A 24268-nucleotide genomic window follows, 5' to 3' on the forward strand; every position below is an offset into this window, starting at 1 on the left:
AAGTGAAGTGTAGCAGGAAATGAAGTTTAGAAAAGAAGAAGCAATTGTATTGCTTGAACAGCTTGTACAGATTCCAAGCCCTTCTGGATTTACAGAGCAAGCGATGACATTTGTTGAACGATTTTTGGAAGCGAACAAGATTACTTATACGAAGCTACGCAAAGGCGCCATTGTTGCAACGATAGCAGGGGAAAGTGAAGAGAAACAACGGATGCTAACCGCACACTTAGATACACTTGGAGCGATTGTGAAAGAATTAAAACCAAATGGTCGCTTGAAAATTGATTTGATTGGTGGTTTTGCATATCAATCCATTGAGGGAGAATACGTCACTATTCATAAAAGCGACGGCAGCATCGCGACAGGTACGGTCGTGGTGCATCAATCCTCTGTCCATGTATATAAAGAAGCACGAACGATTGAACGAAATCAACAAACGATGGAAGTTCGAGTGGATGAACAGGTTCATACGATTGACGACCTTCGTCAACTTGGATTGGATGTTGGTGATTTTATTAGCTTCTCGCCACGATTTGAAAGGACGTCTTCTGGTTTTATTAAATCGAGACATTTAGACGATAAAGCAAGCGTTAGTTTATTATTAACGCTCCTAAAAGAAGTGAAAACGGAGCAGGTAACGCTTCCTTATACCACTCATTTTCTCTTTTCCAATAATGAAGAGATTGGGTATGGGGGAAATGCAGGCATTCCGGATAATGTTGTCGAATATGTGGCAGTTGACATGGGGGCGATTGGAGACGGGCAACAGTCAGACGAATATACTGCATCCATTTGTGTAAAAGATTCTAGTGGTCCGTATCATTACGGACTGCGTAATCACTTTGTTCAGTTATGTCAAAACCACCAGATTCCGTATAAGCTAGACATATATCCATACTATGGCTCTGATGCATCTGCAGCAATTCGCTCAGGACATGATATTGTTCACGGTCTCATTGGACCGGGTATTGAAGGTTCACACTCAATGGAGCGAACTCATGAACGCTCTCTAGAAGCGACATATCATCTGTTACACGCATACGTTACATCAAACATGTATAAGTAAAAAAGCTGCCTTCTACAGGCAGCTTTTCTTTATGAACGTACATCCGACGTTTGTTTTGTGTAGGCGCGCAACATCCATGCATGCTTTTCAATGGATTCTTTTAAACCAATTAGCATATCCTCCGTCGCATCGTCTTCAAGTGAGCCACATACGTCAATACCAGCTTTTAGCTCATCAGCAATTTTCTCATAATCTCTTACTAGGTCAGCGACCATTTCGTCTGCGCTAATTTGCTTCGTTGCTTCATCAATAGATGTTAGTTTTAAATATTCTTCCATTGTGGCAACAGGTTGTCCTTTTATCGCTAATAAACGCTCAGCTAGTTCATCAACGGTTTCACCTGCTTCATTGTAAAGCTCTTCAAATTTCTCATGTAGGGTGAAAAAGTGAGGTCCTTTTACGTACCAATGATAATTGTGGAGTTTTACATAAAGAACACTCCAGTTCGCTACTTGCTTATTTAAGACTGCTTGAATTTTTTCATGTGCCATGATTTCTTCCTCCTTGCAAACGTTGTGTACAAATACTATACCCGTTCACCCCATTTTTAAACAGAGATCTACAGTAACTCAACCTTAAACGTTCCACCATGTACGTGTGTAAACATTGTACCTGCTGCTTCTAATAGCTGGTTGTAGTTATGAGTAGTAGACGCATGGGAAAAGAAGAAGCACTGTAAAGCATGAATAGTCATTTCGCTTGTATGTGTCTTTTGATTCGTGTGAAAGGGTGAAGCTATTTCTTTTGATTGATCGTAAAGGGCGTTCCCTTTTTTATGAAGGGGCGGGTAAAGCAACTCTGTATCGTGTAACGTAATGGGTAATTGATATTCCAGCATGAAAAAGTGAGTTAAATCAATTCCCGAATGAACGGGTATTAAATAGTCTTCATTTTTTATGGATTGTAAAATCCGACCGTGATGCGTTCTCGTTTCTTCTTGAGGTGAGTCAACTTGGTCAAGTAAGTCAAAATGTAATAACTCTTGATGGAATTGCAGTCGTCCCTTTAGCATAGTGGATGAATCGCTAATATGAATATTTGTGTAGTGGATAACGCCTATTTTCATGATTGTTCCTCCGCCTTAAGCATTTTACTTTCTTATTATGTTTCTGTATGCTAGAAGAAATCAACTGTTTCGTATAAAAAGGAAGAATACAATGGATTATGAACGACTAAAGCAAAAATTAGTAGTGTACAGTCAATCAATAGGTGTAGATAAGCTAAGGATCACAACCGCCGATCCTTTTTTGTCTTTAAAAGACCGGTTAATACAACAGCAAGAACGGGGCTATGCGTCAGGATTTGAACATCCAAATCTTGACGAAAGAGTCGATCCATCTTTAAGTTTAAAAGAAGTTCGCACCATAATTTCGATTGCGGTTGCCTATCCGTCAAAGCTCGCTAATGCCCCAAAAAGTGAGAAAGGAAGCAGACGTGGTTTTTTTTCTCGTTCATCTTGGGGAATCGATTATCATGATGTATTAAATGACCGTTTGAAAAAAATCGAACAATTTCTGTTTGTGGAATGTGGTACCGTTGAAACCGTTCGAATGGTTGACACAGGTGCATTGTCAGACCGAGCAGTAGCGGAACGAGCAGGCATTGGCTGGAGTGCAAAAAATACGTTTATTATTACCCCGGAGCTTGGTAGCTACGTGTTTTTAGGAAATATTTTAACGACACTTCCATTCCCTCCAGATGAGCCAATAGAAGATTTATGCGGATCGTGTCAAAAATGTATTGATGCGTGTCCAACTGGTGCGCTTGTTGAGCCCGGTGTGTTAAACGCACAAGCCTGTCTTTCGTATCAAACGCAAACAAAAGGATTTATGCCAGAAGAGTATCGATCAAAAATTGGAAATCATTTATATGGATGGGACACCTGTCAGCTTGTTTGCCCATATAATAAAAATAAGGATCATCATCAGCATGAAGAGATGAAACCAGACCCAGAGAAAGTGAAGCCGTTACTGTTACCATTATTAACGATGAGCAACAAGACGTTTAAAGCCGAGTTCGGTCATATGGCGGGCTCTTGGCGTGGAAAAAAACCAATTCAGCGAAATGCGATTATTGCGCTTGCTCATTATAAGGAAGAATCCGCTCTTCCTACTTTGCTAGATCTGTTAATAAAGGATCCAAGACCAGTGATTCGTGGAACATCTGCATGGGCAATCGGAAAAATTAGTAAAAGTGAAAAAGAGGAAAAAGCATTGGAAGATGCGAAAAAGAATGAGCAAGATGAGAACGTGCTAAATGAAATTGAAAAAGGTCTTTCCTTTATAAGAGAAAAGAAATAAAAAAGAAAGGCAGGAGTGACATGCGCGTTATAACAAGATTTTATGTGAAAGAGCTAGATACAGCTATTGGACGAATGGCTGTTGTCACGAGTGATAAAGGGTTAGCTCATGTAACATTTGGAGCAGTGAATAAAGTCAATTTAACGGCTCGGTTGATGAGATTTGGGCTAAAGCCAGAGTGGTATGATTTGAAAGAGAATGAATCACTTCTTGTGTGTGATCAGTTAACTGAGTATTTGAATGGAGAGCGACAAGATTTTGATGTGCCGATTGATTTAATAGGTACACCTTTTCAGAAAAAAGTGTGGTCAGCTTTGCGTACAATTGGATACGGTGAAACAAAAAGTTATAAAGACATTGCGGAGATGATTGGTGCTCCAAAAGCAGTACGAGCGGTCGGTGGGGCAAACAATCAAAATCCCCTCCCCATTGTTATTCCTTGTCATCGCGTTATCGGCTCAAATGGAGCAATGGTAGGGTACGGCGGAGGGTTGCCGACGAAAGAACGCTTGCTTGCCTTAGAATCAAAAATGAAGATCTCATAGAAAAAACATGGCAGTTACGCACACTGCCATGTTTTTTTTGACATGTTCAATGCTTTTTTAAATACATATAAGGAAGAGTGGTTGTTAAAGGATACTTTCTGATAGCCTTGTTTGCAGTAAAAAGGAATATTCATTTCTCTCGTTTCGCAAGTGAGTTCGAGGCATTGGCGATGCAACGCTTCTTTCTCAACGCTTTTAAGTAAAAGTTTACTAATTCCTTGCCCTTGATAGGACGGATCAACGCTTAATCGAAAAAAAGAGCACGTTTTTTCATCATGTCGAAAAAAAACACAGCCAACGATGCGATTCTCTTTCATGCAGACAAACGCTTCTTCTTTTTGAGACAGTCGTAAAGCAATGGAAAGTCTTGTTTCATGAAGGGCAGATGCGGTGACCGGGTCATGCTTATATATTTGAAAAGACGATCGAATTAATTGGTGAATGGCTTGGCAGTCAGTCATTACAGCTTTGCGTATCAATGTCGCTCGCTCCGTTTCACTCTAAGATAATCATAATTATACATCCTTATAAATTTTTATTCAATTAATTTTTGAAAGGAATTAACCGTTATGAAAAAAAAATTAGTGAAACTTTTGCATGACAATGTCAAACAATTGAATCAAGCCTTTTTAAATGGACATCAAGCGAGTTGCTTAGATGAAAAAGAACAAGCTGCATTTGAAAAAGACGCCCTTGAAATGAGTGAACGAGGTGCAAAAGTAGTTAGCGCAAAAATAAGTGGAGATATTATGAATGTAATGGCCTATGAACAGCAAACGCAGGTTGAGTATATAACGGTTATAGACCGGCTCTTAAAACAAGGAACTATGATGTTTATGGAAGAGCGAACAATGCGAAGACGAGCACGATTTGAAGGATCTAAACTAGTATCCGATGAAGCTGTACCGGTGCATCCTTTGTCACTACAGGAACGCGGAGAGAAGTGTTCGGGCCAAATTTATCGTGAAGACAGTTCGACGTATAATCGACGGAACGCTGTCCGTTATGCAGAGCAATGGTGGAACGATTATAATCCAGCGTTTGTTCGATTTGAGGATAATTGTACAAATTTTGTGTCTCAGTGTCTTTATGCTGGTGGCGCATCAATGACGAGTAAGGCAAGTAAACAAAGAGGGTGGTGGTATGCAAATGAACAGACGATGAGCTTAAGCTGGTCGGTTGCCCATTCATTTAGATGGTATTTAAGTGGAGCGACAAGTCATTTACGAGGAGAAGAAAAGAAATCGGCGCATGAACTTATTCCAGGTGACGTGATTTGCTACGATTTTAACGGAAATGGTACTTGGAATCATTGTGCGATCGTTGTTGCAAAAGATATAAACAATGAACCTTTAGTAAATGCGCAAACAGTTAATAGTCGTTATCGATTTTGGACTTATCAAAATTCTCCGGCTTACACGGACCAAATTCAATATAAATTTTTTCATATCTCCACTTAAGCAGAAACCGATTCTTTCTGCTTTTTTTCTATGTTTGTCATAGTAGGATTTCCTGTGTAATATAGAGGAGACGCAGAGAATCATATAAGGGTGAGAACAAATGAATGACAAAAAGTATGCTCAAGCTTTGTGGATCGTCGCTTTAGTTCTTGCATTCGCAGCAGTATTCATTCATGAAAATTGCGTATTACTGCTAGGGATTGTAGTATGTGTCGTCTGTTCTACATTTTTTTATGTGAAAAGCAAAAATAAATAGAGGTGCACGAAAATGGGATTGCATATTGTACTATACCAACCAGAAATACCAGCTAACACAGGAAACATTGCTCGCACATGTGCAGGCACAAATACAACACTACATTTAATTCGCCCCCTTGGATTTTCAACAGATGATAAAATGTTGAAGCGGGCAGGTTGCGACTATTGGCCGAACGTAACGATTTATTATTATGATTCAGTTGATGAATTGTTTCAAAAGTATGATCAAGGAGAGTTTTTCTTTATCGAAACAATAGGGACACGAAATTATAGTGACTTTGATTACACCAATAGAGAAGAAGAGTACTTTTTTGTGTTCGGTAAGGAAACAACAGGGTTACCACAAGAGCTTGTGGAGAAGCGACAAGAACGCTGTTTTCGCATTCCACAAACAGATGTGATTCGTTCTCTTAATTTGTCTAATACGGCAGCCATTGTTATTTATGAAGCACTTAGGCAGCAAGGATTTCCAGCATTAACGTAAATACGCTTATTACAGCGGTAAGCTAGCAATAAACGTATTGTATAAGCGAAATAGAACAAAAATAATCGTGAATAAGAAGGTTGACCAAAAGAATAGTTGGAGAAAAATAAAGCCAATTAAACCTGGGATGGTCAAGGATTCGGCGATTCGGTAAACAATGAATAAAATGTAAGCGAAGGACGACGCTACAAAAAGTAGTAGTAACACGATCACAAACGGATTTAGGACAAGTGCAGCGATACTACCTGCAAAGTAAATCCACTGACCGCCTTGTGTCTTCGTCCAAAGGTCGTCGTCTTCCTGCTTTGAAAAAAATAGAAGAGCAAGGGATGTAACCGTGTCGGCTATTAATTTTAAAGCGGCAAAGATCATGAAAAACACTAGTAATAAAACAATTATAAGTCCAATACGAACTTCATTTATGGAAAGAATATCTGCCATTCCAGTTAAAATGCCATTTCGTTCTAACCAATCTAATGCAAAACGTTGACCATATAGAGCAAATGATAAGCTGAAGAAAAAAATACTGATTAATGGTAAATGTCCAGTTAAATATCGATTCATGATAATCTCCTATAGTTGGAAGTCATAGCTAGTAGAAGCGCTTGTCTCATGAACGTAAAGACAAGCGCTTTTTTTTATTCACCTTGGAAATGGTGAATCAGTTCATAAGTATGGAGTTCATTCGCATTGGCAGCAGGCTTTTGCTCTTTTGATGCCGCGTTGCTTTTATGAGCATTTGCAAACGATTCACTTGAAAGCCAGTTCTGATAGTCTTCTTTTGAAGCCCACTTTGTAAAGACAATTTCTTTCTTATGATCTTGTTCGTTTGATAAGAACATAAATTCTAAACAGCCCTTTACGTTAGCCATATTTGTAGAAGCTTTGCCGAATCGTTCGTGAAGCATTTTCTTTTTTTCTGGGCTAACGTGCAACTCGTTCATGACAATATACATAATTGGTCAACTCCTTTTTTAGCATGATTTCGTGTTTTTTGTAAGAGAATGGCTTTTCATTCTGAATGAACTTGGCTATAATAAAAGAGAGCGTTTACGCCCCTTGCAAGGAGGATCATTTTATGAGAACGTTTTTAATGATGAGCGTCTGCGTCGTTTTTCTAATCGCCATTTTTTCTGGAGGTTATGAGGAAAACCCTCATAAACGATAAGACGAAGGAAACCGGGTAACCGGTTTTTTTTGATTTTACCGGACAGCTGCTTCCCATATATTCATAGCAGGTCGGTTTGGTGATAAGTCCTCAACGTATCCAGTGTCTCGTCCTACCCAAACCGTTGCCGTATAGCGATCTGTCATACCTGAAAATGTAAGGTCGCGATAGTCATTTGTCGTCCCAGTTTTCCCACCAATGTAACCATTTGTAGAAAGACGAATCTCTCGTCCAGTACCTGATTGCACAACCTCACTCATCAATGTGCGAATTTTATCATTCGTTTCCTTACTCCACACCTGCTTTTCTTCTTGATCCGGCCATTGATACAGAAGTTGCAGATGTTCATCATACACACCTGTAATGGCTCTTGCTGGAGTGAATAGACCATCATGAGCAAAGGTCTGATAGGCCTGCACCATTTCGTAAACAGACACATCAAGGGTACCTAACGCTAAGGAGATGTCTCGAGGCTCGTCATGCATTTTCTTGAAATGAAATGGCTCAAGATAAGCAATGGCTTCTTCAATGCCAACTGTATCGAGTAACTGTTGAGCAGGTATGTTATATGAGTGTTTAAATGCTTCTCGCAGTGTGACACTACCTGGCAGTACATCATTATAATTGGCGACACAACCAAGTGTGCGCTTGTCTCTTTCTTCTTGAGTGCAAGTCTCGCTTGGGTTGGCGTTCACGACTTGATCAATCGATGTCCCTGTTTCTTCAAAATAAGGAGCAAAATCAATAAGCGGCTTAAAAGCAGAGCCATGAGGTCGAAAAGAGTTAACTGCAAGCATGAAATTTCCACTTTCATATTCACGTCCGTGACTAATAGCGACAATTGTTCGATCATCGTTTCGAACAACAATACTGGCGCCTTCTACATCAGCAGGAAGTTCATGATAGAAGCTTTCTTTGAGTGCATGCTGTCGACTTGGCTCTAGTGCCGTTTCAATTCGAATTCCTTTTTTAAAAAGTTCATTCAATCGTTCCTGTGCCGCTTCTTCATCATAACCCTCTGTAGCCTGAATTAATTCTAAAAATTCATGTTTAACGAAATCCGTATAATCTGGATATAAGTTTCGTAAAGAAGAACGATGAAGCTCAATCGTTTCAGAAATCGCATCACCAAATTCAACCTCGTTTATGTACCCTTCTTCTTTCATTTTCTGTAATACCCATTCTTTTCGCTTATTTGTATTTTCAATTGCAGTAAATGGATCATATACAGTCGGATTGTTAGGAATGCTTGTTAGAAAAGCGACTTGGGCTAATGATAGCTGCTCAGCATGTTCACTAAAATAAAGCTGACTTGCAGCTTCGATCCCATATGCGTGGTTACCGAAGTAAATCGAGTTTAAATACAATTCTAATATCTCTTCTTTAGAGAAACGCTGCTCTAGTTCGTGTGCGTACAATAGTTCACTCACCTTGCGTTGATAGGTTTGAGAATGATCTAGAAAGATGTTGCGCACCATTTGTTGGGTAATAGTACTGGCCCCTTGATCAATCTCACCACTGCTTACATTTGTAATGAGTGCCCGTGCCATTCCAGACGCATCAAAGCCGAGATGTTGGAAAAAACGACGATCTTCAGTAGCGACGAATGCGTGAACAACCGTTTCAGGTACCTGCTCAAATGGTAAATAACTGCGGTTAATACCACCTTCAGAGGAAATCTCTGCAACAATCTGCCCATTGTCCGCATAAATCGTACTGTTTGAAGACAAATAGAGAATTTCCTCATCAATATGAGAACCAACAACTTGACCAATGGTTTGAACATCACTTACTTCTGCAGAGGCAGATCGAAATAAGAATGCACTGCCAATTGCAAATAAACTAATAAAAAACCAGCCAAAAAAAGTTTTCATTGCCATACTCACTTTCTATCTAGCGTATACGTTAGTATACCATTCTTTTTCTGGTGCGGACAGTCTACCTTTCAAGAAAAGAAGCATGTTCATGTGCGGTAACGCATATGGTTAATTAATCTCGCTTACACGAGAATGGAGGTATACAACTTGAATATTTTAAACAAAATTGAACAGTATCGAGATCATGAAGAACGTTTACGCTGGGAAGGAACTTTTGCTGAATACTTGGATCTAATCAAAGAAAAACCATGGGTTGCACAGACTGCTCACTCTCGTGTGTACAATATGATAAAAGACGCTGGTGTGGAAGAGAAAGATGGAAAAAAAGAATATTCCTTTTTTAAAGATTCCATTTATGGATTAGAAGAATCGTTGGAAAAGCTAGTAGAAGAGTATTTCCATTCGGCGGCAAAACGCTTAGACGTCCGCAAGCGAATCCTATTACTAATGGGGCCAGTAAGCGGTGGGAAATCGACACTTGTCACGATGCTAAAGAGAGGCTTAGAAGATTATTCTCGTACAGAAAATGGAGCCGTTTATGCAATTAAGGGCTGCCCAATGAACGAAGACCCTCTTCATTTAATCCCGCTTCATCTAAGAGAAGAGTTCCAAAACGAATTTGGTATTAAGGTAGAAGGAAATTTGTCACCATTAAACATGATGCGTTTAGAGCAAGAGTATAGTGGACGGATTGAAGACGTCATGGTAGAACGAATTTTCTTCTCAGAAGATAAACGAACAGGCATTGGCACATTTTCACCGTCTGATCCGAAATCGCAAGACATTGCTGATTTAACAGGGAGTATCGATTTCTCGACAATTGCCGAATACGGTTCTGAATCAGATCCGCGCGCGTATCGCTTTGATGGTGAACTCAATAAAGCGAATCGTGGCATGATGGAATTCCAAGAGATGTTAAAGTGTGATGAGAAATTTCTCTGGCATCTATTGTCGTTAACACAGGAAGGTAATTTTAAAGCAGGGCGATTTGCGTTAATTTCTGCTGACGAACTTATACTGGCTCATACGAACGAATCAGAATACAAGTCTTTTATATCGAATAAGAAGAATGAAGCCTTGCATTCTCGCATTATTGTGATGAAAATTCCGTACAATTTAAAAGTCTCAGAAGAAGAACGAATTTACAAGAAAATGATTGCAGATAGTGATTTATCTCATGTTCATATTGCGCCTCACGCTCTAAAAGTGGCATCCATCTTTACGATTTTAACACGTTTAAAAACAACTCATAAAGCGGGCGTCGATCTGGTTAAAAAGATGAAGCTTTACGACGGAGAAGCTGTTGAAGGGTTTAATCAACAAGACGTAAAAGAGCTGCAGTCTGAGTTTAATGATGAGGGAATGAGCGGCATTGATCCAAGATACGTCATTAATCGCATCTCTTCAGCGATTATTCGCAAACAGCTAACGTCCATTTCAGCTTTAGATGTATTACGCTCGATTAAAGAGGGCTTAGATCAGCACGCCTCTATATCGAAAGAAGATAAAGAGCGCTATACAGACTATATTACAATTGCTCGAAAAGAATATGATTTAATTGCAAAAGAAGAAGTGCAAAAAGCATTTGTCTATTCGTATGAAGAGTCAGCGAAAACATTAATGGACAATTACTTAGATAATGTAGAGGCTTTTTGTAACAAGAATAAGCTCAGAGATCCCCTTACAGGCGATGAAATGTCTCCTGATGAAAAGCTAATGCGTTCCATTGAGGAGCAAATTGGCATCTCAGAAAATGCGAAAAAAGCATTCCGAGAAGAAATCTTAATTCGCATTTCCGCATATGCAAGAAAAGGGAAACGTTTTGAATACAACTCCCACGAACGTCTGCGCGAAGCGATTCAAAAGAAGCTATTTGCGGATTTGAAAGATATTGTAAAAATAACAACATCCGTCAAAACGCCAGATGAGTCTCAGCTGAAAAAGATGAACGATGTTATTGCTCGTTTAATCGATGAACATGGCTATAACTCAGTATCGGCAAACGAATTATTAAGGTATGTTGGATCTCTTTTAAACCGATAATGAAACAAGAAGGTCTCAAGCAGGCCTTCTTGTTCTTTTTTTCATTTAGTGGTAATTTATGAATAGATGTTGTGAATGTAGAAAGCGGGGAACATTATTGGCTGAAAATAAAGTGAAATCAGAGGCTTGGGGTTGGATCAAAGCGATTGTCATTGCGCTTCTTATCGCGTTTGTCGTTCGAACGTTTATTGTCACAAGCTTTGAGGTTCGAGGGGAATCAATGGTACCTACCGCCCACGATGGAGAACGATTTATCGTTAACCGTCTTGCATATCAGTTTAGCGAACCGGATCGTTTTGATTTAATTGTCTTCCATGCGACTGAGCAGGATAGCTATATTAAACGAGTAGTTGGCTTACCAGGAGATACGATTCGTTTCGAAAACGATCAATTGTTCATTAATGATGAACCGATTGATGAGCCTTTCTTGGATGAAGTGCAGGGATCGCTTACAAACCCATATACAAACGATTACGAGTATGAAGGCATCATTCCAGACAATCATGTTTTTGTCGTTGGTGACAACCGCCCGAATAGCTCTGACAGTCGTGCGTTTGGACCTGTGCATGAAGATGAGATTATTGGTAAAGTTGGTTTACGATTCTGGCCGCTATCTGAATTTGGATTTATGGAATGACGATTCCAGAAAAAAGTACTCTGAGTAGAGTGCTTTTTTTATTTAGAACAGACAGTAGCAGTAGCATCAATAAAAATAAGCAAGCTAGGCACAGCTTTAGCTTGTCCTCTCGCAATTAATTAGCAACTCTTGTGCAAGTGAAACATAGGATAAGTTAAGGCAAGAAATCAATCCAATCTATGTTATGTAAGTAGCAAGTCATTTGTGCAAAAATGTTAATGGCAGGAGGGCAAGAATGGAAAAAAACAATAAGCACCAGTACATTGTCTCTGAGGAAAACTGGTCCCTCCATCGTAAAGGATATCAGGACCAACGTCGTCATCAAGAGAAAGTTCAAGACGCGATTAAAAAGAATTTGCCTGATTTAGTCAGCGAGGAGAATATTGTCCTGTCTAATGGAAAAGATGTCATTCGAATTCCAATACGCTCCCTTGATGAATATAAAATTCGTTACAATTATGATAAGAATAAACACGTTGGGCAAGGAAAAGGAGATAGTAAGGTAGGCGATGTCGTTGCCCGTGATCCGAACGGCGATAAACAAGCTGGAGCAGGGAAGGGGCAAGGGGCAGGTGATCAAGCTGGGGAAGATTACAATGAAGCAGAAGTGTCGATTGCAGAATTAGAAGAAATGATGTTTGCTGAAATGGAATTGCCTCATTTGAAAAAGAAAGAAGAGCAAGAAATTGTCATTGAGAATATTGAGTTTAACGATATTCGCAAGAAAGGATTAATGGGGAATGTGGATAAGAGGCGTACCATTCTTGCGGCAATTAAGCGAAATGCATTAACAGGAAAAGCAGGCATTATGCCAATTTACAACGAAGATTTACGTTTTAAAACGTGGAACGAGACGATTCGACCGGAATCCAAAGCGGTTGTCATTGCAATGATGGATACAAGTGGGTCTATGGGACGTTTTGAGAAATACGTTGCCAGGAGTTTCTTTTTTTGGATGACTCGTTTCTTGCGTACAAAGTATGAAAAAGTAGAAATCGAGTTTATCGCCCATCATACAGAAGCAAAAGTTGTAAATGAAGAAGACTTTTTCTCTAAAGGAGAAAGTGGAGGAACGATTTGTTCGTCAGCCTATCGAAAAGCACTTGAGCTAATTGATGAAAAATACAACCCATCTGCTTACAATATTTATCCGTTTCATTTCTCGGATGGCGATAACTTAACTTCAGATAACGCTCGCTGTCTCAAACTTGTGAAGCAATTAATGGATCGCTCGAATTTGTTCGGTTACGGAGAAATTAATCAATATTCTCGTAATTCGACTTTAATGGGTGCCTACAAAAATGTGGATGATCCACGTTTTATGCACTATATTCTAAAAGAAAAAGGCGATGTTTATCACGCTTTAAAGCATTTCTTTCAGAAAGAAGAAGAAGGTATAAATGCGTAGTAGCTGTTTTTTAGTCAGAATACATTGATAACTGGACGTGAAAGGCTTCTTTCGTCAAATAAGAAAGAAGCCTTTCACTTTATTCGTCGTCAACTTTGGCTTCCTTAGTTGTGTTTAAAGAAAACAGGGGAGAGTCCATCTTCTAATCAAAATGCAAATGACTCCTTTCGTTAAGGGATTCGTCTGATTATCCCTTAGCCGCTTTGATATCTGATCTTGTTGTCATGAACTTCTTTAGTTAGAAAGTATTGTTAAACGATATTATAGCAAAAGAAGAAGAGAGGGTCTGAAAAAACAATTGACTTCTGTGAGTGGACTCCTGTATAATCACCTCTAACTTCATTTGTTCGTAATGCGTAGATTGGAACAAGTAGACAAAAGAACATGTTTAGAGAGTTGGTTTCAGCGGCTGAAAGAACCAACCATCCCTCCTTTTGTTGAATCCTATTCCAGGAGCAGTTGGCAAAACCAATCGTCTCATTGACGTTATCAATGTAAAGTGGGCATGTTTTTGTATGCTAACTAAGGTGGTACCGCGGAGCTCGTCCGTCCTTATTTTTTAAGGATGGATGGGCTCTTTTTTTGGAGGAGGAGAGACGTATGCAAGGAACCATTGTTATTAAAATTGGAAGTAGTAGTCTAACAGCTGAAAACGGTAGACTAGACGTTAAGCAATTAGAAAATCATGTGGAGGCCATGGTGTATTTGTTGAAGCTGAATTACCGTATTGTACTCGTTACATCGGGAGCCGTAGCTGCTGGATTTTCAAGTTTAGGCTTTAAGCGAAAGCCGAAAGGGATTGCTCAGAGACAAGCGGCGGCTTCAGTAGGTCAAAGTTTACTTATGCAGGCGTATATGGATGCGTTCAATCAACACGACTACATTGCCGCACAACTGTTACTTACACGGGCAGATTTTGCTGACCAGCACCGCTTTTCTAATATTTCACAAACTCTCGGCGAATTAGTGAAACGCGGGGCGGTCCCAATCATTAATGAGAACGATTCAACATCGGTTGAAGAGTTGACTTTTGGCGATAACGATCGCTTGTCAGCCCTTGTTAGCGGAATCGTTCACGCAGATATGCTTTGCTTGTTTACCGATGTAAATGGGGTGTATGACGAGAATCCAATTACGAATCCACATGCTAAAAAGTACTCTTTTCTATCTGAAGTACCGGATGCGCTGTTAAAAACAATTGATCAAACGACTTCAGATGTAGGGACTGGGGGAATGTATTCCAAGCTTGCGGCGGCAAAAACAGCGATTGAGTTAGGCACAAACGTCTTTATTGGGAGTGGGACAGGACAGGATAAGTTTGCGGATGTTTTAGTAGGAAAAGGGGATGGAACGTATATTGGTTCTTTTTCGAAAACGTCTATGTCAATGACAAAGCAATACATTCTGTACCATAGTAAGCCAAGAGGTAGCATATATGTGGATAACGGTGCAGCTGAAGCGCTATTGAAACAACACAAAAGTTTATTATCGGCTGGGGTTGTCGAAGTGAACGGATCGTTTACTGTCGGTGAAATTGTTGACGTTAGAAGGGAAAATGACGAAATCATCGGGAAAGGGAAAGTAAACTTTACCTGTGAGGAACTTGAACAGTTAAAAGGAAAAAATAGTGCAGAAATCGCAAAGGTGACAACTCGATCAAAAAAAACGGTCATACATCGAAATTTTTGGGTGGCTATGTAAAAGGGGAGAAACGATGGAAAACGTGGAATGGATTGCAAAAAGGGCAAAAAAAGCAGCACCAACAATAGCTCGAGCGACTCTAGAGGAGCGAAACGAAGCGTTGCTTTTGCTAGCGGAGGCGCTACAAACAAAGAGAGAATATTTGTTAGACGAAAATCAACAAGATATTACAGAGGCGAAACAAAAAGGAACAGCCCAACCTCTCATCGATCGTCTATTACTAACGGAGGAACGAATTGCCGATATGGCGGAGGGAATGCGACAGCTTGTTGCGTTACCAGACCCAATTAACCAAGTACTTGAGACAATGGAACGGCCAAATGGGTTACTCATAGAAAAACGAGCGGTGCCGTTTGGTGTATTTGGAATGATTTACGAGGCACGCCCTAATGTAACCGTCGATGCGTGTGCACTTGCCATTAAAACAGGTAATGGGGTCGTGTTGCGTGGAAGTGGAAGTGCCATGCATTCAAATAAAGCCATTGTGTCGGTTTTAAAAGAGGCATTACGTCAAACATCGATTCATACGGATATCATTCAATTAATCGAAAACCCTTCTCGAGAAGAAGCGAATCGATTTATGAAATTAAAAGGTGACATTGATGTACTGATCCCACGTGGTGGTGCATCACTTATACAAACCGTCGTCAATGAAGCGACGATTCCAGTTATTGAAACCGGAGTTGGAAACTGCCATGTTTACTTGTCTAATGCGGCAAATGTTGAGTTAGCATCGGCTATCATTGTGAATGCGAAAACCCAACGTCCCTCTGTTTGCAACGCTTGTGAAACAGTACTTGTTGAAAGATCTTTTGCAGAACAACATTTGCACACTATAGCAGAAAATTTAAGGCAAAAAGGGGTTCAACTTGTTGGAGACGAAACAGCACAAGCGCTTCATCCCCAGATCGGTGCAGCGACAGAAGAAGACTGGCAGAAAGAGTATCTTGATTTATCTCTCGCTGTTCGGTGTGTTGACGGAATAGAAGAAGCGGTAGCTCATATAGAAAAATATGGAACAAACCATTCAGAAGCGATTGTGACGGAAGATGACAGAGAGAGAGATTTCTTTTTCCAAGCCGTTGATGCAGCTGTTCTTTACCATAATGCTTCAACTCGTTTTACAGACGGCTTCGAATTTGGCTTTGGAGCCGAGATTGGGATTAGCACTCAGAAGCTACATGCGAGAGGACCGATGGGATTACATGCTCTTACAACTTACAAATACACTGTTAAAGGCTCGGGGCAGATTAAAGGGTGATAATGATCAGAGGCAGGCGATGGAGCCTGCTTTTTTATGTCTTATTGGAATGTCGAAGGTTATGAAAGTAGAGAGACTATGATAGCTAAACAGAAATCGACTGGGCATTTCAATAAGATTCGTGTGAAGCCCAGTCGACTGTTGTTATGGTAGTTCCATCCTATTTACCAAACTCAGGACGCTCTTCCTCAAAATCTGGCATTGTTGTGGAGTCGAGAGGGTGATCATGCTGAGTGGCAAAAAAGGTTCCTCCAGAAACATCCTTAACATTATGAACGACAATAAAAGCGTTTGGATCGATCTCATGAACAAGTTTCTTTAAATAGAACAAGCGGTAGGAGCGAACGACAACGTAAATGACTTCCCGCTCTTTTTTCGAATACCCACCGTACCCGTTGAAAATCGTTGCGCTAGATGACATTTGTTTCGTCACTTTTTCAGAAATTAGTTGTGCTTCAGGTGAAATAATGTTGACTGCTTTTTTTGCATCAAACCCTTCAAGAACATAGTCGGTGACTTTCTTACCAACATAAAGAGCAACAATCGTATACATCGTATAAATGGGTCCAATAACAAACACACCACAAACAACAATTACAGCATCTAGGACAAAGTTAGTCCCGGTTAATTCCCACCCAAAACGGTGATTTAACATGCGGGCAATAATGGATGTCCCACCTGTTGAGGAGCCTGCTCGAAAAATAAACCCAAATCCGATACCAGTAATAACCCCAGCAAAAATGGCAGCAAGTAACGGATCCTCAATCGGTTGACCAAGACGCTCTGTTAAAAAAATAAAAAACGATAATAGCGGTACATTGATAATGGATTTGTACACCATATGACGCGGCAATAATTTAAAGCCAATTAGTAAAAGAACGGCGTTCAAAACAAACGTCACAAGTGCAGGGGAGATATTATAAGCAAAATACAAAAGTAACGATAAACCAACAATTCCGCCTTCAGCAAGATTATTTGGCATAGCATACAACGTAATTGATAAGCTGAACAGAAATGTGCCAATAATAAGATAAAGATAATCTTTAACCATCGTATGAGTCTCCTTTCTACAAATGAAAAGAAGCAGTGCAAGCGAATGCCAACTACTTCTTTCCAAGTCTTTCTTCTAATTGTTCTACTAAACCTACAATTTCAGCTGTTCTTGCTTCTCTGTCGGCCGTTTCCTGTGCTTTCTTAAGAGCGTTGTGGAGCTCTTCTCCCTTTAATCCAGCATCCATATCAATTGTCTGACTTAATGCTTCTTCATACTGGCGCAGTGCATCTGCCTCCTGACCGATAATGTCAGTCTCACAGCTACCACCGATGGCAATATTGTGCTCATGCCCAGTAAAGAAACAGTTCTCAATGAATCCACCTGCATGAAGGAGGCGAATGGCACATGTCCCACCATCTTGAATAAACGTTTCTCGTATGGTTGGGGAGCTATTCCGTATATCAATCTGAGCTTCGTAATGTCCGTTAATTTGACAGTGCTCAATAAGACCATAAGATTGTTTCTCAAATCGAATGCCGCTCTCATAGCTATCAATCACTTTCGATTCGTTCATATTTAACTGTGAGCCATTGGACACATACAGTTGTGGATAGGCATCATGATGGTGATAGAAACTACTATTCGTTAAGTGAACGAGGCTTCCATCAATAATATAGAGACCGCTTTGTCGTCCGTTAAATACATCGATATCATCAAGAGTCGCCTCACTAAAATCTGCGACAACGATCTGGTTTAATTCGTTATCGAAGAAACGACAGTGAGCGATTGTGGCACTAGACCGTTCTGTTAACCATAACCCGTAGTGGGCACCTTCGAATACCGAGCTATGCTTCATGCTTAAGCGAGCCTTTTCGCTAAGAGCAATTTGCGGCATAGCATGGTTAAATAGATCCGTTGCTTCAATGTAAACATAACTATTAGCCGTTTGACTAAGAGCAGAGCGTTCACCGTTATGCACTTTGCAATGAAAGAGATAGGCTGATGCATCTTGAATCATAAGCTGATCATGAGTATGGTCTTTTATCGTGCATTGTTCGATCTCGGCTTTACTACCGTTCTCAAGCTTTATTCCAACTTGTCCACTTTCAATCGTTGAATTCTTTAAAAAGAGTTCTCCGCCATGTGCTTCAATTTGCACAGGGGCATTGTCACTGAATTTTGACGATCGGAACGTTAGTGTTGCTTGATCTTGCAAATAGACAGCTCCAGACTGACTTTCGTAAATTTGGCAGCTTTCTAACACAGCCTCACTATTTCCCTGAGCTTTAATTTGCCGTTGGGAAGAGTGGTGTCCATATAATTGGCAATGCTCAACGTAAGAACGGCTTTCTTGATCAAAGTAGAACGCTGTTGTTTCGCCGTTATACAGGTGAGAATGCTTCATAATAAGACGGCCGTTTGATCCAGTGTATACTTGACTTCCGTGTTGCTCGTAAAGTGCACAATATTCAATACGTGCTCGTCCTCTATTGTGTATTCCAATTCCATTATGACGAATTGTAGCATCCGTTAATGATAAGTGACCGTATTCTTTTATTTGAATGGCATATTTCTTAAGTTCATGAAATTGACAATGAATGACATGAGCGTGACCTTGTTCAATTAACAATCCTTTATCAGATTGAGAGAATGAAAGGTTTTTAATGTGAACCGAAGCATTTTTGATTACTTTAAACCTACCTGCAATACGTACGTCTTCAGGTTGATCAGAGAGTCCAATAATGGTCACCGATTTAGATAATTGTAGAGACTCGTGATAAAGACCAGGTTCAATCTCAATCGTGTCTCCATCATTTGCATCTAGTAGAGCCTGTCTAATCGTTTTGTATTTCGACAGCAATTTGCGTGAAACTTGAATTTTCTTCACTACTATTGTCACCTCGAATCTGCCTTTTAGTATACCTGCTTTTCCAAATACTGTCCAAGAGCTTTTCATCATTAGAAGAAAAAAACTTCGGTTTCTTAATTCTATGTTTATCGTTTATGGATTAAGGAAAAAAAGGTAGAGAGAACATAAGGAGGGTTATACATGAACCATTTTGACGATCTTTCAAACGGTATTCCAAAACAAAAGCAACAGAAGCAACCAGGTATAGAATCACAAATGAATCCTTTGCCTACTTATGAAAGCGAGAATTATAAAGGAACGGATAAATTGAAAGGAAAAGTCGCGCTTATTACTGGGGGCGATTCTGGAATCGGTAGAGCTGTAGCAATTGGTTATGCAAAAGAAGGGGCGCACATTGCGATTGTATACTTAGATGAACATGAAGATGCTGAGTTTACAAAAGAAAAAGTGGAGAGCCATGGTGTTAGCTGTATTACGATCTCAGGCGACATTACGGATGAATCTTTTTGTGTCTCCTCTGTTGAACGCTGTGTAGCAGAGTTGGGTGGACTTGATATCTTGGTGAACAATGCTGCTGAACAGCATCCAGTCAATGATTTACGTGAATTGAGTGATGAGCAACTGAAGCGAACTTTTGCAACGAATTTTTACTCGTATGTTTATTTTACAAAAGCGGCTTTAGACTATTTACAAGAAGGTAGTGCGATCATTAATACATCGTCAATTAATGCTTATCGCGGCAATATCTCACTTATTGATTATACGAGCACAAAAGGGGCGATTACAGCATTTACACGTTCGATGGCGCAATCACTAGCAAGTAAAAACATACGTGTGAACAGTATAGCGCCTGGACCAATTTGGACACCTCTTATACCTGCATCGTTTGATGAAGAAAAAGTAGCTCAATTTGGTCAAAATACATTAATGGGGAGACCTGGTCAACCAAGTGAACTGGTGGGGGCTTATGTACTCCTCGCCTCAGAAGATTCGTCATATATGACTGGTCAAGCAATCCATATTAATGGAGGAGACTACATTAGCTCTTAATTGAAACGAATGACCTCCCGTAGCGTATCAAGCATACGTAACGGGAGGTTTTTTTGTTTAACGAGACATACGGGTAACGAAGTGATAGCGGTCACCTCTATAACGTGTATACACCAATTCTAATACACGGTTCGTTGACGTAATGGCTTGTCTACGAATAGCGAGGAGCGGGTCTCCCTCAGAGATGTCAAGTAGATGAGCATCTTCTTTATTTGCTAATACAGAACGGATCGTTTGTTCAGAGTGATCAATCTCATAGCCAAGTTCATGCTCAAAATAAGCATAAAGGGATGAATGCAAAATAGTCTCTGTTAAATGAGGCGCTATATCAGTTGGAATAAAGGCTTGCTCTGTTGCTATCGGAATTTGGTTCGCTAACCGAACGCGAAACACTGAATAAATTTCAGTTCCACTAGCAACTTGCAAAAGATTAGCTATGTCGGCATCCGCTTTTATTCGTTTAAATGAAAGAAGCTTTGATTCAGGAACCATGTTGCGATTAACCATGTCTTCACTAAAGCTTGTTGTTTTTGTTAATGATTGTTCAATATTATGATGCGCAACGAATGTTCCTCTGCCTTTTTCTCGTACGAGCTGTTTTTTTTGAACGAGGTTATTTATACCTTGACGAACGGTCATCCGACTGATTTGATAACGATCAGCAAATTCACGCTCAGAAGGCAGGGCATCACCTGGCTTTAATAGTCCATCTTCAATTTGTTTGTGTATAAGTTCTTCTATTTGGTAATAAATCGGAATAGGAGATTGTTTATCAATCATTATCGTTCCTCCGCAAAAGCATAATTTTCATAATGAAAGTATAGCATAAATTGAATCAAGACAATTGGTATAGACAACTAAACATCTAGATAATATAATGAATTTATAAAGGATGTGAAAAAAGTGGCAGAACTACTTTTAAAAGGCAAGCAAATGGTTTCAGGTATTCCAAATGAGACTAGATGTGAAGGGTTCTTTGTAGCAGTCGAAGCTGGGAAAATCATTGAAGTTGGAACGGGTGATGCCCCACACCTTATAAGAAAAGATACGAAGGTAGTATCGTTATCGGATAATCAATGGCTTGTTCCTGGCTTTGTTGACTTGCACATTCATGGCGGTTATGGCGTTGATGTTATGGACCATTCAGATGAAGGATTACAGCAATTGAAAGATTCTTTAACGAGGGAAGGGACAACGTCATTTCTAGTAACGACAATTACGCAATCGATTCAGTCTATTGAAGAGGTGATTCACCAAGTGGCCGTTCACCCAAATCAAGGAGGGGCTGAAATTGTAGGACTGCATATAGAGGGACCTTTCATAAATGAAGTAAGAAAAGGGGCTCAGCCAGCCCAATATATTGTCGATCCAGCGATTGAACTAATGGAGAAATGGACGAATATCGCGCTAGGGAAAATCAAACAAGTTACGTACGCACCAGAAAAACCAGGTGGTTTAGAGTTAACAACCTATCTTCGTGAGCACGCAATCAATCCATCAATTGGACATTCAGATGCACAATATGACGAGATTGAATTAGCAATCAACAACGGTTTAAATCAAGCAACACATTTATTTAACGGCATGCGTCCATTGCATCACCGAGAACCAGGTGTAGTCGGTACAGCGTTACTAAGAGATGAACTCGATGTAGAGCTCATTGCAGATGGCATTCATATTCATCCACATATGATTCAACTTGCTTGGAAAGTAAAAGGCACCAATCGTTGTCTTCTTATTACCGATTCAATGCGGGCCAAGGGGTTAGCTGATGGAACCTATGACTTAGGCGGGCAGGACGTCCAAGTGAAAGATGGGCAAGCGACACTGGAAGATGGAAGTTTGGCTGGGTCGATTCTACCAATGAATGAAGCGATAACGAATATGATGATTTTTTCAGGGTGCACGTTTGAAGAAGCAATCCAAATGGCAACCTATAATCCAGCGAGAAAAATTAATGTGCTAGATCGGAAAGGGACGATTGAAGTCGGGAAGGACGCTGATTTCGTTATCTGGGAAGACGGTAAGATTGTCTCTACATTTTGCAAAGGTAGCCACTGCTTATAAGAAAGGAAGGTTCTTTATGAAGATTGTGTACGTGAAAGATTATGATGCATTAAGTGAGGCTGGTGCGTCAATTTTACTGGAACATATAAAAGCAAAGCCATCATTGACAATGGGGCTAGCAACAGGTGGAACGCCAAAAGGAACTTATGAAAAACTAATTAACATGTCGGAGCAGGAAAAGGTTTCATTTGAACAAGTCCGAACGTTTAATTTAGATGAATATGTTGGGCTTTCAAAAGAAGATCCAAATAGCTATCATCACTATATGAAAGGCATGCTTTTTAACCATATTAACATTCAGTCAACGCACACCTTTATTCCAAATGGAGAAGCTGCATCCATAGAGTTGGAATGTCAGGATTATGAACAGCGTATAAAAGCAGAAGGCGGGATTGATATTCAGCTGCTTGGTATTGGCAATAACGGTCATATTGGCTTCAATGAGCCAGGGACTGATTTCTCAGAAACCACTCATATGGTTGAGTTGGCTGATGCGACAAGGGAAGCAAATGCGCGTTATTTTAACGCTAAAGAGGATGTGCCAAAGCAAGCCATTACAATGGGGATTGCAAGCATTATGGCAGCAAAGGAAATACTATTATTAATTTCCGGTAAAGACAAGCAACATGCCTTTTCCACCCTTATTGAGGGTGGAATAGATCAAGCGTTTCCTGCTTCGATTCTGAAAGAGCATCCACGTGTAACCGTTATAGTTGATCGAGACGCAGCTGGTCAATATTTTGACGAATCAGCATAAAAAAGATACGGGCGAATTACTTCTTCGCTACCGTATCTTTTTTTGTTATTGACTGCCACTTCAAATAAGTTCCACTTCGCCACATCCACTCTAAGGGACCAATTCGGAAAAAGTGTAGCCAAATCGAACTTAGTAACACTTGCAGCCCATAAACCCCGATAGAAAGGAGTGCACCATAAAAAACTCCTAATTGACCATAAAGTCCAAGTCCATATCCATAGAATAAAAATGTAAAAAGAATAGACTGAAGAATATAGTTTGAGAACGCCATCTTTCCAACGTTGGCAAAAGGGAAAAACCATTTAGACCCATATGATACAAGGATTGCTATGCACGTTCCGTAAAATAACGCTAGAAAAGGTGCGCCAATATATATCGATAACGTTTGATATTGAGTGTTCATTCCTTCAGCAAGTGCGTTTGGAAGCTTAGCTGCGATCCCTATTAGAAGTAATACAGGTAACAGCAACAATGCTTTTTTGCGGTATAAATGAAAGGCTTCAAGCCACTTACTTCGAGCCACAAATGCACCGAATAAAAACATTGGCATAACGGTTAATACAGCGGAGAGTTGATAAAACAATTCCCCGAAGACGAAAGCCACTGTGCTATCTCCTGTGCTAATGCCTATAAGATCGTGGCTTGCCCGAAATTGGATATGATCACGATACGAACCATCTGAAAGAACAGCTTGTTCAGCAGAGTAAAAATAAGGAGCAGGTGTTTCACCTACATCAGGAATAAGAGCCGTGAGTCCTAAAACTCCAAACCAAATGAGTGCACTAATGAGTATGCCACGTTTTTTTAACGGCATAAAAGCGAATAGAAGCATGGCCGTAAGCGAATAAGTAAGAAGGATATCTCCCCGCCATATGAAAAGAATATGTAATAAGCCAAATACTAACAGAAGTACGGTTCGACGCCAAAAAACAGGACTATAGGATTGATTTTTTTCTTTAAAGCGGTCACGCTGCAACGTCATTCCATAACCAAATAGAAATGAAAACAGGGTAATAAAACTTCCATCAACGAACAAGCGAATAAAAAAATGAGCTCCTTCGTCTAATTCACCATTAGCGTACATTCCACTAACGGGAGTCATACTACCGAGCATCCCAAATTGAAACACAATGCTATTAGCGAGTAAAATGCCAAGTAATGCAATTCCTCTAATTACATCAAGAGACATAATTCGGTCATGTTGCTGTAAAGGTGTATGCATGCTAAACGATCAATCCTCCAATATAAATAAATAACATAACCCACTAATTATCCCACGTTCTCAAAAGATTGAAAAGTGAATTCATTCTATTTGTATTTTT

23 protein-coding genes and 1 other annotated feature are annotated in these 24268 nt (G+C 39.9%); of the genes, 13 read left to right on the forward strand and 10 right to left on the reverse strand.

Translation table 11 applies throughout. From position 1 onward, the window contains the following. Window positions 1–19 precede the first annotated feature (19 nt). A complete protein-coding gene (locus tag FPV17_RS07615; protein ID WP_035396774.1) occupies window positions 20–1066 on the forward strand; it encodes a M42 family metallopeptidase in 1047 nt (348 codons plus the stop codon). Window positions 1067–1095: 29 nt separating this feature from the next. Here FPV17_RS07615 and FPV17_RS07620 read toward each other — a convergent pair whose 3' ends face one another. Then, on the reverse strand, window positions 1096–1557 hold the full coding sequence (locus FPV17_RS07620) for a Dps family protein (RefSeq protein ID WP_035396773.1): 462 nt from the start codon (window positions 1555–1557) through the stop codon (window positions 1096–1098). A gap of 68 nt (window positions 1558–1625) precedes the next feature. Then, window positions 1626–2132, reverse strand: a complete 507-nt coding sequence (locus FPV17_RS07625; RefSeq protein WP_060705444.1) for a hypothetical protein — start codon at window positions 2130–2132, stop codon at window positions 1626–1628. A 91-nt stretch (window positions 2133–2223) separates the two neighbouring features. On the opposite strand from FPV17_RS07625, the gene queG reads away from it, so the two are divergent. Both queG and FPV17_RS07635 read left to right on the forward strand, forming a co-directional pair. Then, window positions 2224–3366, forward strand: coding sequence for a tRNA epoxyqueuosine(34) reductase QueG (queG, locus tag FPV17_RS07630; protein ID WP_144558664.1), 1143 nt, complete (start codon window positions 2224–2226; stop codon window positions 3364–3366). 20 nt (window positions 3367–3386) lie between these two features. Further along, window positions 3387–3911 carry a methylated-DNA--[protein]-cysteine S-methyltransferase gene (locus tag FPV17_RS07635; protein WP_144558665.1) on the forward strand — a complete coding sequence of 175 codons (525 nt, stop codon included), beginning with the start codon at window positions 3387–3389 and terminating at the stop codon, window positions 3909–3911. 14 nt (window positions 3912–3925) lie between these two features. On the opposite strand, the gene FPV17_RS07640 is transcribed toward FPV17_RS07635, so the two are convergent. Beyond that, window positions 3926–4390 (reverse strand): GNAT family N-acetyltransferase, encoded by a 465-nt coding sequence (locus tag FPV17_RS07640; RefSeq protein ID WP_144558666.1) that lies wholly within the window; start codon window positions 4388–4390, stop codon window positions 3926–3928. Between the two features lie 90 nt (window positions 4391–4480). Between FPV17_RS07640 and FPV17_RS07645 the strand changes: the two genes are divergently transcribed. Both FPV17_RS07645 and trmL read left to right on the forward strand, forming a co-directional pair. Then, the gene (locus FPV17_RS07645) at window positions 4481–5371 is read left to right on the forward strand and encodes an amidase domain-containing protein (protein WP_246117155.1); all 891 of its coding nucleotides are present in this window, start codon (window positions 4481–4483) and stop codon (window positions 5369–5371) included. Window positions 5372–5639: 268 nt separating this feature from the next. Next, complete coding sequence (gene trmL / locus FPV17_RS07650; protein WP_035396765.1) at window positions 5640–6113, forward strand: tRNA (uridine(34)/cytosine(34)/5-carboxymethylaminomethyluridine(34)-2'-O)-methyltransferase TrmL; 474 nt, start codon at window positions 5640–5642, stop codon at window positions 6111–6113. Between the two features lie 9 nt (window positions 6114–6122). Here the strand turns inward: trmL and FPV17_RS07655 are convergent, their stop codons facing one another. From FPV17_RS07655 to FPV17_RS07665, 3 genes are all read right to left on the reverse strand, one after another. Further along, window positions 6123–6677, reverse strand: a complete 555-nt coding sequence (locus tag FPV17_RS07655; RefSeq protein WP_246117156.1) for a DUF5366 family protein — start codon at window positions 6675–6677, stop codon at window positions 6123–6125. Between the two features lie 74 nt (window positions 6678–6751). Beyond that, complete coding sequence (locus FPV17_RS07660) at window positions 6752–7069, reverse strand: antibiotic biosynthesis monooxygenase family protein (RefSeq protein ID WP_144558667.1); 318 nt, start codon at window positions 7067–7069, stop codon at window positions 6752–6754. A gap of 247 nt (window positions 7070–7316) precedes the next feature. Then, window positions 7317–9155: a transglycosylase domain-containing protein gene (locus tag FPV17_RS07665; protein ID WP_186370752.1), complete on the reverse strand. Its 1839-nt coding sequence runs from the start codon at window positions 9153–9155 to the stop codon at window positions 7317–7319. A 150-nt stretch (window positions 9156–9305) separates the two neighbouring features. Between FPV17_RS07665 and prkA the strand changes: the two genes are divergently transcribed. The 5 genes from prkA to FPV17_RS07690 all read left to right on the forward strand — a co-directional run bounded on the left by prkA (window position 9306) and on the right by FPV17_RS07690 (window position 16208). Further along, window positions 9306–11201: a PrkA family serine protein kinase gene (gene prkA / locus FPV17_RS07670; RefSeq protein WP_144558669.1), complete on the forward strand. Its 1896-nt coding sequence runs from the start codon at window positions 9306–9308 to the stop codon at window positions 11199–11201. Between the two features lie 97 nt (window positions 11202–11298). Further along, window positions 11299–11838: a signal peptidase I gene (lepB, locus tag FPV17_RS07675; RefSeq protein ID WP_035395267.1), complete on the forward strand. Its 540-nt coding sequence runs from the start codon at window positions 11299–11301 to the stop codon at window positions 11836–11838. Between the two features lie 235 nt (window positions 11839–12073). After that, complete coding sequence (gene yhbH / locus FPV17_RS07680) at window positions 12074–13246, forward strand: sporulation protein YhbH (RefSeq protein ID WP_144558670.1); 1173 nt, start codon at window positions 12074–12076, stop codon at window positions 13244–13246. Window positions 13247–13594: 348 nt separating this feature from the next. After that, window positions 13595–13803, forward strand: a binding site (T-box leader). A 43-nt stretch (window positions 13804–13846) separates the two neighbouring features. Then, on the forward strand, window positions 13847–14947 hold the full coding sequence (gene proB, locus FPV17_RS07685; RefSeq protein ID WP_144558671.1) for a glutamate 5-kinase: 1101 nt from the start codon (window positions 13847–13849) through the stop codon (window positions 14945–14947). A 13-nt stretch (window positions 14948–14960) separates the two neighbouring features. Next, a complete protein-coding gene (locus tag FPV17_RS07690; RefSeq protein WP_144558672.1) occupies window positions 14961–16208 on the forward strand; it encodes a glutamate-5-semialdehyde dehydrogenase in 1248 nt (415 codons plus the stop codon). A 160-nt stretch (window positions 16209–16368) separates the two neighbouring features. Here the strand turns inward: FPV17_RS07690 and FPV17_RS07695 are convergent, their stop codons facing one another. Next, the gene (locus tag FPV17_RS07695; RefSeq protein ID WP_081762168.1) at window positions 16369–17259 is read right to left on the reverse strand and encodes a YitT family protein; all 891 of its coding nucleotides are present in this window, start codon (window positions 17257–17259) and stop codon (window positions 16369–16371) included. Window positions 17260–17311: 52 nt separating this feature from the next. Beyond that, window positions 17312–19090 (reverse strand): right-handed parallel beta-helix repeat-containing protein, encoded by a 1779-nt coding sequence (locus FPV17_RS07700; RefSeq protein ID WP_186370753.1) that lies wholly within the window; start codon window positions 19088–19090, stop codon window positions 17312–17314. 162 nt (window positions 19091–19252) lie between these two features. On the opposite strand from FPV17_RS07700, the gene FPV17_RS07705 reads away from it, so the two are divergent. Continuing rightward, a complete protein-coding gene (locus tag FPV17_RS07705; RefSeq protein ID WP_035395262.1) occupies window positions 19253–20122 on the forward strand; it encodes an SDR family oxidoreductase in 870 nt (289 codons plus the stop codon). A 57-nt stretch (window positions 20123–20179) separates the two neighbouring features. Here the strand turns inward: FPV17_RS07705 and FPV17_RS07710 are convergent, their stop codons facing one another. Next, window positions 20180–20902 carry a GntR family transcriptional regulator gene (locus FPV17_RS07710; RefSeq protein WP_035395260.1) on the reverse strand — a complete coding sequence of 241 codons (723 nt, stop codon included), beginning with the start codon at window positions 20900–20902 and terminating at the stop codon, window positions 20180–20182. Between the two features lie 123 nt (window positions 20903–21025). On the opposite strand from FPV17_RS07710, the gene nagA reads away from it, so the two are divergent. Both nagA and nagB read left to right on the forward strand, forming a co-directional pair. After that, entirely contained in the window at window positions 21026–22189 is a 1164-nt protein-coding gene (gene nagA / locus FPV17_RS07715; protein WP_144558674.1) for an N-acetylglucosamine-6-phosphate deacetylase, read from the forward strand. Between the two features lie 16 nt (window positions 22190–22205). Beyond that, a complete protein-coding gene (nagB, locus tag FPV17_RS07720; RefSeq protein WP_035395258.1) occupies window positions 22206–22946 on the forward strand; it encodes a glucosamine-6-phosphate deaminase in 741 nt (246 codons plus the stop codon). Window positions 22947–22962: 16 nt separating this feature from the next. Here the strand turns inward: nagB and FPV17_RS07725 are convergent, their stop codons facing one another. Continuing rightward, window positions 22963–24168, reverse strand: a complete 1206-nt coding sequence (locus FPV17_RS07725; RefSeq protein WP_144558675.1) for a DUF418 domain-containing protein — start codon at window positions 24166–24168, stop codon at window positions 22963–22965. Between the last annotated feature and the right edge of the window lie 100 nt (window positions 24169–24268).

The sequence above is a fragment of the Shouchella miscanthi genome (genome assembly GCF_007725405.1).
Taxonomy (GTDB): Bacteria; Bacillota; Bacilli; order Bacillales; family Bacillaceae_D; genus Shouchella; species Shouchella hunanensis.